Source organism: Bradyrhizobium sp. USDA 4510 (assembly GCF_054059095.1).
Genome location: NZ_JBSSBT010000001.1, coordinates 7,297,141 through 7,311,440, shown reverse-complemented (window position 1 = coordinate 7,311,440; position 14,300 = coordinate 7,297,141). Strand labels below are relative to the sequence as shown.

The following is a 14,300-nucleotide window of genomic DNA, read 5'->3' as shown; positions in this document are numbered from 1 at the left end:
TCTCTGTTTTCGAGGCGGCTTGCTGCGGCATGACCGACGAGATGACAGATGTTTTTGATCGGCCAGTAGGACTCGCCCTTTGTCCGTCGGACCGCGATCGCGCTGCGGCTCTATGGGTTGCCGTTCGAGCATAAGCCGTGGTCGACCTTCGGCGATGCGGAGAAGGTTGCGGCCTACAATCCGGTGCGGCGGGTGCCGACGCTGGTGCTCGATGACGGCGAGGCGCTGATCGAGAGTAGTGCGATCCTGGATTATCTCGACGAACTGGTCGGGCCGGACAAGGCGATGATCGCGCGCTCAGGCGCCGAGCGGCGCAAGCATCTGCGCATCACGGCGCTGGCGACCGGGCTTGCCGACAAGGCGGTGAGCCTTGTCTATGAGCGCGTGTTGCGCAAGGAGCAGTTGAAGCTCTGGGTCGAGCGCTGCGAGGCGCAGATCGCGGGCGTGCTCGCGGTGCTGGAGCAGGAGCGCGCGGCGGTGCCGACGCCGTACTGGCTGGGCAATCGCATCGGTCATGCCGACGTCGCGGTGGCCTGCGCGCTGCGCTTCACCGGCGAGGCGCATCCGCATCTGTTCGACGCGCGCTATCCGGCGCTCGAGGCCCACGCCACGTGCTGCGAGGCGCTGCCGCCGTTCCAGGAGATCGTGCAGCCGCTGGCGCCGCCGAGCGGTTAGTGGATGGCGCGACCCGCGCTGATTGGCGTGTACCCCTCGCGCGCGGATGTCGCGAGAACGCATGATTATGACTCACAAGCGGCACCACACATTTGCTGTCGTCCCTGCTTTCGCGTGCTTTCGCGGGGACGACGGTTGTGTTTGCGGCGCGCCCGCCAATCTCCCTCAGCAACGCCACGCACTCGCCCGCGACCCCGAGGCGCGCGCTTCGGGCTACCCATTGCTGGTCCGATCTTCTATGGTGAACCGTTCGGGTCGCATGGAGCGAACTCGATAATTCCATGATATCAAAGGCTTAAGGCTCGGATCGAAGCCTTTGGAGGGCGGTTTGACGCGGTATATTTCGACCAGGGGTGAGGCCCCGGTGCTCGGCTTCTGCGATGTGATGCTGACCGGGCTTGCCCGTGACGGCGGGCTCTACGTGCCCGAGACCTGGCCGCAACTGTCGCCCGAGACCATCGCCACCTTCTTCGGCCGTCCCTATTGGGAGGTCGCGGTCGAGATCATCCGTCCGTTTGTCGCCGGCGAGATTTCCGACGCCGAGCTCGGCCGCATGGCCAACGAGGCCTATGCCACCTTCCGCCATCCCGCGGTGGTGCCGCTCGCCCAGGCCGGGCCGAACCAGTTCCTGCTCGAGCTGTTCCATGGACCGACGCTGGCGTTCAAGGACGTCGCGATGCAGCTGATCTCGCGGCTGATGGATCACGTGCTGGCCAAGCGCGCACAGCGCACCACCATCGTGGTCGCGACCTCGGGCGATACCGGTGGCGCCGCGGTCGAGGCTTTTGCCAATCTCGACAATGTCGACCTCGTCGTGCTGTTCCCGAACGGCCGCATCTCCGAGGTGCAGCGCCGCATGATGACGACGACCGGCGCCGCCAACGTCCACGCGCTCGCGATCGAAGGCACCTTCGACGATTGCCAGGCGCTGGTGAAGGCGATGTTCAACAACCATCGCTTCCGCGACCAGGTGGCGCTGTCGGGCGTCAACTCGATCAACTGGGCGCGCATCGTCGCGCAAGTGGTCTATTACTTCACCTCGGCGGTCGCGCTCGGCTCGCCGCAGCGCACCGTCGATTTCACGGTGCCGACCGGCAATTTCGGCGACATCTTCGCGGGCTATGTCGCCAAGCGGATGGGGCTGCCGATCCGGAACTTGCGCATCGCCGCCAACGTCAACGACATCCTGGCGCGCACGCTGAAGACCGGCATCTACGAGGTGCGCGAGGTGCACGCCACGACGTCGCCGTCGATGGACATCCAGGTGTCGTCGAACTTCGAGCGGCTGCTGTTCGAGGCAAGCGGCCGCGACGCCGATCAGGTCCGTCGCCTGATGGCCTCGCTGAAGCAGTCCGGCCGCTTCGTGCTGCCGGATGCGACGCTGGCCGCCGTGCGCCGTGATTTCGACGCCGGCCGTGCCGACGAGACCGAGACGGCGGCCGCGATCCGCGCCGCCTGGCGCGAGGCGGGCGATCTGGTCGATCCCCACACCGCGGTGGCGCTCGCGGTCGCCGACCGCGACACCTCGGATTCCAGGATCCCGAACATCGTGCTGTCGACCGCGCACGCGGCCAAATTCCCCGACGCGGTGGAAGCCGCCTGCGGGGTGCGTCCGCAGCTGCCGGTCTGGCTCGGAGGCCTGATGAGCAAATCCGAACACATCACGGTCATGAAGAATGATTCTGCCGAGGTCGAGCGCTTCGTGCTGTCGGTCAGCCGTGCTGCCAAGCAGGGAGTTGCCTGATGGGCGTTGAAATCACCAAGCTGCCGAGCGGGCTGACAATCGTCACCGACACCATGCCGCATCTGGAAACCGCGGCGCTCGGGGTCTGGGCCGGCGTCGGCGGGCGTGACGAGAAGCCGAACGAGCACGGCATCTCGCATCTGCTCGAGCACATGGCATTCAAGGGCACGGCGCGGCGCTCCTCGCGCGAGATCGTCGAGGAGATCGAGGCGGTCGGCGGCGACCTCAATGCGGGGACCTCGACCGAGACCACGGCCTATTATGCGCGGGTGATGAAGGCCGACGTGCCGCTGGCGCTCGACGTGCTCTCCGACATCCTCGCCAACCCGTCCTTCGTGCCGGACGAGCTGGAGCGCGAGAAGAGCGTCATCGTGCAGGAGATCGGCGCGGCGCAGGATACGCCCGACGACGTCGTGTTCGAGCATCTCAACGAGCTCTGCTATCCGGAGCAGCCGATGGGGCGCTCGCTGCTCGGCACCGCCAAGACGCTGAAGGTCTTCGATCGCGACATGCTGCGCGGCTATCTCTCGACGCATTACCGCGCCCCCGACATGGTGGTCGCGGCCGCCGGCGCGGTCGATCACGCGCGGATCGTCGAGGACGTCACGCAGAAGTTTGCGAGCTTCGACGCCACCCCGGCGCCGAAGCCGCAGGTCGCGATGTTCGGCAAAGGCGGCTCGCGGGTGGTGCATCGCGATCTCGAGCAGGCGCATCTGACGCTGGCGCTCGAAGGCGTGCCGCAGACCGACCCGTCGCTGTTCTCGCTGCAGGTCTTCACCAACACGCTCGGCGGCGGGATGTCGTCGCGGCTGTTCCAGGAGGTGCGCGAAAAGCGCGGGCTGTGCTACTCGATCTATACCTTCCACGCGCCCTACACTGACACCGGCTTCTTCGGCCTCTACACCGGGACCGATCCGGCCGATGCGCCGGAAATGATGGAAGTCATCGTCGACGTCATCAACGACGCGGTCGAAACCCTGACCGAGGCCGAGGTCGCCCGCGCCAAGGCGCAGATGAAGGCCGGCCTGTTGATGGCGCTGGAAAGCTGTTCATCGCGGGCCGAACAATTGGCACGCCATGTGCTAGCCTATGGCCGGCCGCAGACGGTGGAAGAACTGGTGGCCCGGATCGACGCGGTCAGCGTCGAATCGAGCCGCAACGCCGCCCGTGCCCTGCTGGCGCGCAGCCGGCCCGCCGTTGTCGCGCTCGGCAGCGGCAGGGGTCTGGACACGGCGGTGGCTTTTGCGGAAGGATTGACGAATTCGAAGGCAAAGACGCTGTTGCATTGAGTATTCTGCTTACCTCGCCCCGCGCTTGCGGGGAGAGCATAGGCCGCCTACCGGCGGCCGTTGACGGACATACGCCGAGGCGGAACCTCAGCTATGGCCGAAGGCTTCGGGTGAGGGTAGAGCCGCAAGACCGAATCTGCGGTAAGACCCCTCACCCCGACCCTCTCCCCGCAAGGGCGGGGCGAGGGAGAAGTGGCGGGGAGTGTTGGGCCATGGCCCTGTTTCGTTTGCCGTCCAATGGACCCGCTGCACTGATGCCGCGCGGTCACGGGCTCTTGCTGCGCGCGCCGCAGATGTCGGATTTCCCGCAATGGGCGCAATTGCGCGAATTCAGCCGCGCCTATCTCACGCCATGGGAACCGATCTGGCCCTCCGACGACCTGACCCGCGCCGGCTTCCGCCGCAGGCTGCGCCGCTACACCGAGGACATCGCCGCCGACCGCTCCTATCCGTTCATCATCTTCCGCGAATCGGACGGGGTGATGATCGGCGGCATCACGCTCGCCAACGTCCGGCGCGGCATCGTGCAGGCCGGCACGATCGGCTACTGGGTCGGGCTGCCGCATGCCCATCGCGGCTACATGACGACGGCGCTGCGGGTGCTGCTGCCCTCGCTGTTCGGCGAGCTCAATCTGCACCGCATCGAGGCGGCCTGCATTCCCTCCAATGCCTCGTCGATCCGCGTGCTGGAGAAGTGCGGCTTCACCCGCGAGGGTCTGGCGCGGCGCTATCTCTGCATCAACGGGATCTGGCAGGACCACCTGCTGTTCGGCCTGCTGCACGAGGATTTCCGCGGCTGATCCGTAAGCCTTTTTACGGATGGCGGTGCCGCCTTCGATGCCTTGGGTTCGCCGCCATTGCCTTGCTATAACGGCCGCGAAACAGGGAACCCGGTTGGGAAATTTGAGGACATTGATGGGTGAAAGGGTGATCAGGTTCGCGCTCGCAGCGGCGGTATCGATCGGTCTCGGTGCCACTTTGTTGCCTTCGGCAGCTCTTGCGCAGTCGCTGAGCGACCGCTTCAAGAGCCTGTTCGGCGGCGGCTCGTCCGACCAGGACAAGCCGGCGACGCCCGCAGCGCCGCAGCAGCTCAACGATGCCGACGCCGAACTGACCTGCCCGCCGGTGCAGATCCGCTCCGGAGCCTCGACCTATTCGGTGGCCGCGAACGGCAAGGAAGCGGTCGGCAACGACGTCAAGTTCCTGGCCTCGATCACGCGCACGGCGCGGCAATGCAATCTGAACAGCGGCCAGATCACGGCCAAGATCGGTATTCAGGGGCGGATCATTGTCGGTCCCCAGGGCGCGCCACCGAGCATTCAGGTGCCGCTGCGCGTTGCCGTGGTGCAGGGCGGCGTCGGCGAGAAGACCATCATGACCAAGGCCTACACCACCACGGTGCAGATGGACGAAAGCGGCAGCGTGCCGTTCAGCCTGGTCGCCGAGGACGTCGTCTATCCGGCGCCGTCTCCGGCCGACAACGACAATTACATCTTCTATATCGGCTTCGACCCGCAGGCCCTGAAGCCGGAGCCCAAGGCCCGCGCGCCGCACAAGAAGAAGTAACAGCGCGTTTTCGAGCGAAGTGGACGCCGGTTCGCGTGACGAAAACGCGTCAAACGGACGAATTTGGACAAAACAAAAGGCCGGCGCGATGAGCTCGCGCCGGCCTTTTTTAAGGAGTTCAGATAGCGTCAGTTCAGCTTGGAGCGGACTTCGGCGATGCCCTTGCCGACGAGGTCGTCGGCAACCGAGCCCTTGACCGACTGCGACAGGATGGTCGAGGCGGCCGTCACCGCGGCGTTGGCCGCGGCGGCGCGGACATCGGCCACGGCCTGGGCCTCGGCCTGGGCGATCTTGCTCTCGGCGGTCTTGGTCCGCCGCGCGACAAAATCTTCCATCTTGGTCTTGGCTTCGGCCGCGATCCGTTCGGCTTCGACCTTGGCGTTGGAGATGATCTCCTCGGCCTCGCGCTCCGCGCTGGCGCGGCGCGCCTTGTACTCGCCGAGCAGCTTGTTGGCCTCGTCCTTCAGACGGCGGGCGTCTTCCAGCTCGGCCTTGATGCGCTCGGCGCGGTGGTCGAGCGCCGTCAGCAGGGTGCGATGAACGCCGAGATAGCCGAACACGACCAGCAGAAGGACGAAGGCGATCGCAACCCAGGTTTCCGGTTCGTAAAACATCGTCTATCCCTTCAGCGACGCGTCGACGGCGCTGTTGACCGCATTGGCGTCCGGCGTGACGCCGGCAAGTTGCTGGACGATGGCGCCGGCCGCATCCGCCGCGATGCCGCGGACGTTGCTCATGGCGTTGGTCCTCGTCGTTGCGATCTGCTTCTCGGCGTCGGCGAGCTTTGCCGCCAGCTTCTCTTCCAGCGCCTTGCGCTCGGCTTCCGAGGCCGCGTTCAGCTTTTCGCGGGTCTCGTTGCCGATCGCCTGCGCGTTGGCGCGCGCATTCGCCAGCTCGGTCTCGTAGGCCTTCAGCGCCGCGTCGGACTCGTCCTTCAGCTTCTGCGCCTCGGCCAGATCGCCCTCGATCTTGTTCTGACGTGCATCGATCGTCCCGCCGACGCGCGGCAGGGCGATACGCGACACGATCAGGTAGAGCGCGACAAATGCAATCGCCAGCGAGACCAGCTGCGAGGCGAAGTTGGACGAATCGAACGGCGGAAAGGCTCCGCCGTGATGTCCGCCGTCGGTCTCGGTGTGGGCGCCGGCTTTCTGGCCTTTTGCCTCGCCATGACTCTCAGCCATGGTGTTCTCCTGTTGCTGTCATGCGCGCCGCCCTTGGAACGAACCTTGGGCGGCGCGAAGGGGTTACCGCAAAGCGGAACCGGGTTACCGCAGAGCGGAACCGGCGTGCCGCTCAGAGCGGAACGAACAGCAGGAGCAGCGCGATCAGCAGCGAGAAGATGCCGAGCGCTTCGGTCACGGCGAAGCCGAAGATCAGGTTGCCGAACTGGCCCTGAGCGGCCGACGGGTTACGCACCGCAGCGGCGAGGTAGTTGCCGAAGATGATGCCCACGCCGACGCCCGCGCCGCCCATGCCGATGCACGCGATGCCCGCGCCGATAAGTTTTGCTGCTGCCGGTTCCATATGTAGCTCCTTGAGAAAGATAGACAGATTGGTGGGTGGAGATTCCCCGGACCGCTTAGTGTCCCGGATGAATGGCGTCGTTGAGGTAGATGCAGGTCAGGATCGCGAACACGTAGGCCTGCAGGAACGCGACCAGCAGTTCGAGGGCATACAGCGCAATCGTGAGCGCCAGCGGCAGCACGCCGCCGACCCAGCCGAGCGCGCCCAGCGAGAAGCCGAGCATCGCGACGAAGCCCGCGAACACCTTCAATGCGATGTGGCCGGCCAGCATGTTGGCGAACAGACGAACGCTGTGCGAGACCGGCCGCAGGAAGAACGACAGGATCTCGATGAACATGACCAGCGGCAGGATGTAGATCGGAACGCCGTGGGGGACGAAGATGCTGAAGAATTTCAGGCCGTTCTTGTAGACGCCGTAGATCAGGACGGTGAAGAACACCAAAAGCGCGAGCGCCGCGGTGACGATCAGGTGGCTCGCGATCGTGAAGGTGTAGGGGATGACGCCGACCAGGTTCGAGACGCAGAGGAACATGAAGAGCGAGAAGATCAGCGGGAAGAACTTCATGCCTTCCGCGCCAGCCGTGCTGCGAATCGTGGTGGCGACGAACTCGTAGGAGATCTCGGCGACCGACTGCAGCCGTCCCGGAACCAGTTCCCGGCCGCTCGCCAGCATCAGCAGCGCAATCAGCAGCACCGCGATGAGCATGAAGAGCGAGGAATTGGTGAAGGCGATCGTGTGATTGCCGATGTGGCCGAGCGTGAAGAGGGGCTCGATATTGAACTGGTGGATCGGGTCGATTTTCATCCGCGCGGCTCTTGGTCCACCGGCTATCGTGCCGGTAATCGAATTTCAAATGTCGTGACTTCCCGCCAGCGCTCAGCGCTTGCCCGAGGCCACGCCCGCGGACCTCACCACGTTGACCACCCCGGCGACGAAGCCGAGCAGCGTTAACACGATGAAGCCGAATGGCGACGTCGACAGCAAACGGTCGAACCCCCAGCCAATCGCCGCTCCGACGGCAACGCCCGCGATCAGCTCCGAGGAAAGACGAAAACCGAGCGCCATAGCCGAAGCTCTGGCCGCACTGTCCCCGCTTTCATTACCGGATTGATCAGTCTTGCTCCTGCGGCTGTCGCGAATTTCTGACAACCGATGATCGAGACTTCCGAGCCTTGCGGAAAGCGCAGCTTCGTCAGGAGGCGATTGATCGCGACTTCCATTTGCGCCGTCGTTGGTGTTCTCAGCCATGCTGGAAACACTAACCGATGCCGCGGATGATGGAAATTGCGCCCGTCCCCGTCAAAAGCCGCGCGGACCATACTTACCGCGTCTAATCAAGTCAAGATTGCGTCGTAACCAGTTATTGCTTTGATTCTGCTGGTTTTATTTGGAGATATTCAAGGTCAGAGTGACGCAGTGATCGCAGTGCAACAGCTTGCGTGGCATTGAGCGATATTGCGTGGCTATTCCCGCTCTGCTGGGATCGCCGAAAGTCCCGTCCTCTCACGCAGTCAGGTTCCGCATGTCGCGCCAGATCGATTACTACTTCTCGCTGCAATCCCCCTGGGCCTATATCGGCCACAAGCCCTTCGTTCGACTCGTAAGCACTTACGATCTCAAGGTAAATTACCGGCCTGTGCTGCTGGTCGATCTGTTCTCCGAGACCGGCGGACTGCCGCTCGCCAAGCGCCATCCGGTGCGGCAGCGCTATCGGATGATCGAGTTGCAGCGCTGGCGCGACAAGCGCGGACTGAATTTTCATTTGCAGCCGGCCAACTGGCCGTTCAACGGGCGCCTTGCCGATGGCGTGGTGATCGCGATGCTCGAGGCCGGCCTCGACCCCGAGCCGTTCTTGCAACGGGCCTATCCCGCGGTGTGGGAGCAGCAGCTTAATCTTGCTGATCCTGCGACGCTGGTGAAGCTCGCCGACGATGCCGGTTTGCCCGGCCGGCAGCTGGTCGAGCGCTCGAGCACTGAAGCGATCAGCGCGGCCTATGAGCAGAATCGCCAGAATGCATTGGACGCCGACGTGTTCGGCTCGCCCGGATATGTGCTCGATGGCGAGGTGTTCTGGGGCCAGGACCGGATCGAATTGCTTGAAGACGCGTTGAAGTCAGGCCGCAAGCCCTATAGCTCTGTGGTCTAGGGCAGGAATCAGGTTGAGGCGGAGCAAGCCATGCCCATCGCGATGTCACCGTCGAAATTGTCCATCGCAATTGCTGCCATCCTGATCGCAAGCGGCGGCGCGGCGATCGCGCAAACCGTGCCGGACACCGAGAATGGCCGCTACGCCTTATCACCCGCCGGCGATGGTTTCCTGCGGCTCGACACGCGCACCGGCGCGGTGTCGACCTGCACCAATTCCAGCGCCGGCTGGGCCTGTTACATGGTGCCGGACGAGCGGGCGGCGCTGGATGCCGAGATCGGGCGCCTGCAAGCCGACAATGACAAGCTCAAGGATGAGCTCGCCGCGCGCGCACCGTCGGCCAAGACCGACGAAGCGTTGCCGAAATCCGATCTGCTGAAGAAGCCGGAGCCCAAGACCGAGCCGAAGGTCGCCGAGGGCGAGCGCAAGATCGAGATCCCGCTGCCGAGCGACCGCGACATGGATCGCATGATGTCGTTCGTGGAGCGGGCCTGGCGGCGACTGATCGAAATGGCCAACCGCGTGCAGCGCGACGTCAATGGCGGCAAGATTTGATGTTGTGCTGGCGCTGTCTCTCCAGCGTCGTCCCGGCCTAGTGCGCAATTGCGCACGGGAGCCGGGACCCATAACCGCCGCTGGGAGTTGGGTGGCCAAGCTGGCAACTCCAAATCTTCGTAACTGAGGGGCCGCGGAGTATGGGTCCCGGCCTTCGCCGGGACGACATAGTGAGAGTTACAGATGAACTCATCGAGGACCATCACGCACTCGGCGCCATCCTCCGTCGCGGCAACCAGCATCGTGTCGTCGCGCCTGGCGGTCGAAACGTCGGGCGCCGGCTTTACCGACATCACGCGCGAGGTCGCCAAATTCCTGCGCGAGGCGCGTGCCGGCGAGGGTGTGGTCACGCTGTTCATCCGCCACACCTCGGCCTCGCTGACGATCCAGGAGAATGCCGATCCGACCGTGCTGGTCGATCTGAAGACGGCGCTCGACCGCGCAGCGCCCGAAGACGGCGGCTGGCGTCACGACACCGAAGGCCCTGACGACATGCCGGCGCACATCAAGACCATGCTGACGGCGACCTCGCTGCAGGTCCCCGTGCTCGACGGTCAGATGGCGCTCGGCACCTGGCAGGGCATCTATCTGATCGAGCATCGCGCCCGTCCGCACCGGCGCGAGATCGTGCTGCAATTCATCGGCGCCACGCGCTGACGCGCGCGACCTGTCTTTTAAGACGCGGCCTCCAAATGACATCGGCCACGGATCGCTCCGCGGCCGATGCATTCTGATCGCGATGTCGACGGTCAGGTCTTGGTGATGTCGACGTCCTTGGTTTCCGGAATGAACAGCGCGCCGACCACGACGGTGATTGCGGCGAAGATGACCGGATACCAGAGACCGGAGTAGATGTCGCCGGTCGAGGCGGTGATCGCGAACGCGGTCGCCGGGAGCAGGCCGCCGAACCAGCCGTTGCCGATATGATAGGGCAGCGACATCGAGGTGTAGCGGATGCGGGTCGGGAACAGTTCGACCAGCATGGCGGCGATCGGGCCGTAGACCATGGTGACGTAGAGCACCAGGATGAACAGCAGGCCGATGACCGCGGCCACCTGCGGACGGAAGACATCGAACGGGTGCGACATCTTCACGATGCCGGCGTCACCCGGCTTCGGATAGCCCGCCGCCTGCACCGCCGCGAGGATTGCGGGGTTCGACGTCTTGGCGTCCGTATACGGCACTTCCTTGTCGTTGATCAGGATCTTCACCGGCGAGCCGGCCGGGCCCGGCACCGTCGAATATTTCACCGACGATTGGGCTAGGAAGGCGCGGGCGGTGTCGCAAGGCGCGCTGAAGACGCGGGTGCCGACCGGATTGAACAGATCGCCGCAGCCGGCCGGATCCGCAACCACCTGCACCTTGACCGTCTCATAGGCCTTCTCCAGCGCCGGATTGGCGTTGGTCGTGATCATCTTGAAGATCGGGAACAGCGTGAGTGCGCCGATCAGGCAGCCCGCCAGGATGATCGGCTTGCGGCCGATCTTGTCCGACAGCGCGCCGAACACCAGGAAGAAGCCGGTGCCGAGCAACAGAGACCAGGCGATCAAGAGGTTGGCGGTGTAGCCGTCGACCTTCAGGATCGATTGCAGGAAGAACAGCGCGTAGAACTGGCCCGTGTACCAGATCACCGCCTGGCCCATGGTCAGGCCGAGCAGCGCGAGGATCACGATCTTGGCGTTGCTCCAGGTCGCGAAGGCCTCGGTCAGCGGCGCCTTGGAGGTCTTGCCCTCCTCCTTCATCCGCTGGAACACCGGCGATTCGTTCAGCCGCAGCCGGATCCAGACCGAGATGCCGAGCAGCAGCACCGACACCAGGAATGGAATGCGCCAGCCCCAGTCGGCGAAGTCCTTTTCGCCGGTGAGGGTTCGCGTGAACAGGATCACCAGCAGCGACAGAAACAGTCCAAGCGTTGCCGTGGTCTGGATGAACGAGGTGTAGTAGCCGCGCTTGCCGGGCGGGGCATGCTCAGCGACATAGGTCGCGGCACCGCCATATTCGCCGCCGAGCGCGAGGCCCTGCAGTAGGCGCAGCGAGATCAGGATGATCGGCGCCGCGATGCCGATGGTCTTGGCGTTGGGCAACAGGCCGACGATGAAGGTCGACAGACCCATGATCAGGATGGTGACGAGGAAGGTGTATTTGCGGCCGACGATGTCGCCGACCCGGCCGAACACGATCGCGCCGAACGGGCGCACCAGGAAGCCCGCGGCGAATGCCAGCAATGCGAAGATGTCGCGGGTCGCCGGCGGATAGTCCGAGAAGAACTGCGCGCCGATGATGCCGGCCAGCGAACCGTAGAGATAGAAGTCGTACCACTCGAACACGGTACCGAGCGACGACGCGAGGATGACGAAACGCTCATCCTTTGTCATGCCGGCGGGCCGCGCCGAAGTTGCAGTCATAGTGGACATCTGGATTGCTCCCCCCGAAATATTGCTGCCATGCTCGCCCCCGGCTGGCGGGTGAGGCCCGAATAGGCCCTCGGCTTGAGATGAAGGTAACATCGCAGTGAAACCCGCCCCAATAAGACTTTTGGCCTTTTCAGGATCGAACCTATCTTCTGAAGGAAGAGCAGGATGGAACGCCTCCGCAGGCGTCTATTGCGGCGCACAAGCTGCGCGGGTTAACCGCGTTGGCATCTGGTATTATCAAGCGCTTGCGTGATACTGCCGCGCGGGCGAAAACCGAGCGACGCGGGTTTGCCTAAAGCCCGCTTGTGGGACTGAGATGACTGCTGCTGCCAATACTCATCTTGTCATCGCCGACGACCATCCGCTGTTCCGCGATGCGTTGCGTCAGGCGGTGTCGAGCGTCGTGAGTTCGGCCACGATCAGCGAGGCCGGATCGTTCGAGGATCTGACCGCGCTGCTGGAACGGGACTCCGAGGTCGACCTGATCCTGCTGGACCTGAGCATGCCGGGGATCAGCGGTTTCTCCGGCCTGATCTATCTGCGGGCGCAGTATCCGGCGATTCCGGTGGTGATCGTATCCGCCAGTGACGATGCCGGGACCATCCGCCGCTCGCTCGACTTTGGCGCTTCCGGTTTCATCCCCAAGCGCTTCGGCGTCGAGACGCTGCGGGATGCCATCATGAAGGTGATGGAGGGCGACGTCTGGGTGCCGCCGGACACCGATCTGTCGGCGGCCGGCGATCCCGACATGACGCGGCTGCGCGACCGGCTGGTGACGCTGACCCCGCAGCAGGTGCGGGTGCTGATGATGCTGTCCGAGGGGCTGCTCAACAAGCAGATCGCCTACGAGCTCGGCGTTTCCGAAGCGACCATCAAGGCCCATGTCTCGGCGATCCTGCAGAAGCTCGGCGTCGAAAGCCGCACCCAAGCCGTGATCGCCGCCGCCAAGATCGCCGGCGGCCAATGGCGCCAGGGCACGCCGCCGACGTAGTCCCGAGCAACTCCAGCTGTGGTTGCCGGGCTCGGGCCACGGCATTGCGAGCCGGCGGGTGGCGCGAAAGCGCGCCCGATGGCACGCTTTCGCGAAGCCATCCAGATCCCATTCAAACTGCGCATCGGTCGAAAACCGAGTATCCTGTCCGGCACCGGCCCGTGAGAGGCCGCGTGCTTTTGGGGAGAACGCCATGATTTCCATCACTCGCGTCGCCGGACTATCTCTGGCTGCGGCAATCCTTCTCGGTATCAGCTCTTTCAATTGCGCTCAGGCCAAGCCCTTGATGATCGTCGGCCTGGACGAGAAGCTGTTGTGGGACGACGACGGCAAGCCGGTGCTGTCCCCGCCCGGCAAGGATCAAGTGCTGATCATCGATCTCGCCGATCCCGAGAACCCGAAGATTGCGGCCTCTCTCCCATTGAAGAACTCGGTAGTCGGCCCCCCGGTCAACGTCGCTATCGATCCGACCGGAACCGTGGCGCTGGTCGCGGATTCGGTCGACGTGGTGAAGGAAGGCGACGCTCTGAAGCAGGTGCCGGATAACAAGATCTATGTGATCGATCTCAAAGCGACCCCGCCCAAGCTGGCAGCGACCATTGCCGGCGGAAAGCAGCCATCAGGGTTGAGCTTCAGTCCCGATGGCAAGATGGCGTTGGTTGCCAACCGCGGGGACAATTCGATCAGCGTGCTTTCGGTCAACGGCACTGACGTCAAGATCACCGACACGATATCGATGCCAGACAGTGTCGCACATGTCGCGTTCGCGCCAGACGGCAAGCACGCGCTGGTCGCGCGTTTTCCCGGGCACAAGATATCGGTGCTCGATATCGCCGGCGACAAAGTCACCTACGCCAAGATAGACCTGCCGGCCGGCCAATGGCCTTACAACGTCGCAGTGACCCCGAACAGCAAGATCGCGTTGACGTCGGACAATGGCAACTCAGGCGCGTCGGACGGCAGCGTCGACACGGCCAGCGTCATCGATCTCGAAGCGAAGCCGCCGCGCATCATCGATCGCGTGGTGGTCGGCGATGGACCGGAGGGGCTTGGCGTCAGTCCGAAGGGGGATCTCGCAGTCTCGGTGATCCTGCGCGGCTCGAACATGAAGAATGCGTTCTTCCATGAGAAGAACGGCAGCGTCTCGGTCCTGAAGATCGACGGCAAGAAAGTGACCAAGACCGGAGATATCGAAGTCGGCGGACTGCCTGAGGCCGCGGTCTTCACGCCTGACGGAAAATACATCCTGGTCGGGAACTACCTCAGCCAGGATTTCTCGATCCTCAAGGTCGACGGAACCAACGTCACCGACACAGGCAAGCGCTTTCAGGTGCCAGGGCACCCGGCGTCGGCCGGAATGGGGCCGAACTAACCCGACGCTTGGCGATCTTG

The 14,300-nt window shown here is 64.1% G+C and carries 15 protein-coding genes and 1 pseudogene; 10 read left to right on the top strand and 6 right to left on the bottom strand.

Annotated features, from left to right (window positions below; genetic code table 11):
• The first annotated feature begins 48 nt into the window (after positions 1–48).
• The 5 genes and pseudogenes from ACVMDN_RS34080 to ACVMDN_RS34060 all read left to right on the top strand — a co-directional run bounded on the left by ACVMDN_RS34080 (position 49) and on the right by ACVMDN_RS34060 (position 5,274).
• Positions 49–675: pseudogene (locus ACVMDN_RS34080) on the top strand (glutathione S-transferase family protein).
• Between the two features lie 328 nt (positions 676–1,003).
• A complete protein-coding gene (gene thrC / locus ACVMDN_RS34075) occupies positions 1,004–2,419 on the top strand; it encodes a threonine synthase (protein WP_076831073.1) in 1,416 nt (471 codons plus the stop codon).
• Positions 2,419–3,708 carry a M16 family metallopeptidase gene (locus ACVMDN_RS34070; protein ID WP_076830951.1) on the top strand — a complete coding sequence of 430 codons (1,290 nt, stop codon included), beginning with the start codon at positions 2,419–2,421 and terminating at the stop codon, positions 3,706–3,708. Before thrC ends, ACVMDN_RS34070 begins: the two co-directional genes overlap by 1 nt.
• A gap of 212 nt (positions 3,709–3,920) precedes the next feature.
• On the top strand, positions 3,921–4,508 hold the full coding sequence (locus ACVMDN_RS34065) for a GNAT family N-acetyltransferase (protein WP_026191927.1): 588 nt from the start codon (positions 3,921–3,923) through the stop codon (positions 4,506–4,508).
• Between the two features lie 115 nt (positions 4,509–4,623).
• Positions 4,624–5,274, top strand: a complete 651-nt coding sequence (locus ACVMDN_RS34060; RefSeq protein ID WP_076830948.1) for a hypothetical protein — start codon at positions 4,624–4,626, stop codon at positions 5,272–5,274.
• Between the two features lie 128 nt (positions 5,275–5,402).
• Here ACVMDN_RS34060 and ACVMDN_RS34055 read toward each other — a convergent pair whose 3' ends face one another.
• The 5 genes from ACVMDN_RS34055 to ACVMDN_RS34035 all read right to left on the bottom strand — a co-directional run bounded on the left by ACVMDN_RS34055 (position 5,403) and on the right by ACVMDN_RS34035 (position 8,050).
• A complete protein-coding gene (locus ACVMDN_RS34055; RefSeq protein WP_076830947.1) occupies positions 5,403–5,888 on the bottom strand; it encodes a F0F1 ATP synthase subunit B family protein in 486 nt (161 codons plus the stop codon).
• A 3-nt stretch (positions 5,889–5,891) separates the two neighbouring features.
• The gene (locus tag ACVMDN_RS34050) at positions 5,892–6,458 is read right to left on the bottom strand and encodes a F0F1 ATP synthase subunit B (RefSeq protein WP_076830944.1); all 567 of its coding nucleotides are present in this window, start codon (positions 6,456–6,458) and stop codon (positions 5,892–5,894) included.
• Positions 6,459–6,570: 112 nt separating this feature from the next.
• The gene (locus ACVMDN_RS34045) at positions 6,571–6,801 is read right to left on the bottom strand and encodes a F0F1 ATP synthase subunit C (RefSeq protein ID WP_016847054.1); all 231 of its coding nucleotides are present in this window, start codon (positions 6,799–6,801) and stop codon (positions 6,571–6,573) included.
• A gap of 55 nt (positions 6,802–6,856) precedes the next feature.
• Positions 6,857–7,606 (bottom strand): F0F1 ATP synthase subunit A, encoded by a 750-nt coding sequence (locus tag ACVMDN_RS34040; RefSeq protein WP_016847053.1) that lies wholly within the window; start codon positions 7,604–7,606, stop codon positions 6,857–6,859.
• A 72-nt stretch (positions 7,607–7,678) separates the two neighbouring features.
• Entirely contained in the window at positions 7,679–8,050 is a 372-nt protein-coding gene (locus ACVMDN_RS34035; protein ID WP_028338953.1) for an AtpZ/AtpI family protein, read from the bottom strand.
• A 274-nt stretch (positions 8,051–8,324) separates the two neighbouring features.
• On the opposite strand from ACVMDN_RS34035, the gene ACVMDN_RS34030 reads away from it, so the two are divergent.
• The 3 genes from ACVMDN_RS34030 (at position 8,325) to ACVMDN_RS34020 (ending at position 10,160) form a co-directional block, all read left to right on the top strand.
• Entirely contained in the window at positions 8,325–8,948 is a 624-nt protein-coding gene (locus tag ACVMDN_RS34030) for a 2-hydroxychromene-2-carboxylate isomerase (protein ID WP_057019439.1), read from the top strand.
• Between the two features lie 30 nt (positions 8,949–8,978).
• On the top strand, positions 8,979–9,503 hold the full coding sequence (locus ACVMDN_RS34025; RefSeq protein WP_076830938.1) for a hypothetical protein: 525 nt from the start codon (positions 8,979–8,981) through the stop codon (positions 9,501–9,503).
• Between the two features lie 183 nt (positions 9,504–9,686).
• A complete protein-coding gene (locus ACVMDN_RS34020; protein ID WP_076830936.1) occupies positions 9,687–10,160 on the top strand; it encodes a secondary thiamine-phosphate synthase enzyme YjbQ in 474 nt (157 codons plus the stop codon).
• A 92-nt stretch (positions 10,161–10,252) separates the two neighbouring features.
• Here ACVMDN_RS34020 and ACVMDN_RS34015 read toward each other — a convergent pair whose 3' ends face one another.
• Positions 10,253–11,917 (bottom strand): MFS transporter, encoded by a 1,665-nt coding sequence (locus ACVMDN_RS34015; protein WP_035631004.1) that lies wholly within the window; start codon positions 11,915–11,917, stop codon positions 10,253–10,255.
• A gap of 316 nt (positions 11,918–12,233) precedes the next feature.
• Between ACVMDN_RS34015 and ACVMDN_RS34010 the strand changes: the two genes are divergently transcribed.
• On the top strand, positions 12,234–12,908 hold the full coding sequence (locus ACVMDN_RS34010) for a response regulator (protein WP_057019436.1): 675 nt from the start codon (positions 12,234–12,236) through the stop codon (positions 12,906–12,908).
• A gap of 193 nt (positions 12,909–13,101) precedes the next feature.
• Positions 13,102–14,280, top strand: coding sequence for a beta-propeller fold lactonase family protein (locus tag ACVMDN_RS34005; RefSeq protein ID WP_076830933.1), 1,179 nt, complete (start codon positions 13,102–13,104; stop codon positions 14,278–14,280).
• Positions 14,281–14,300 lie beyond the last annotated feature (20 nt).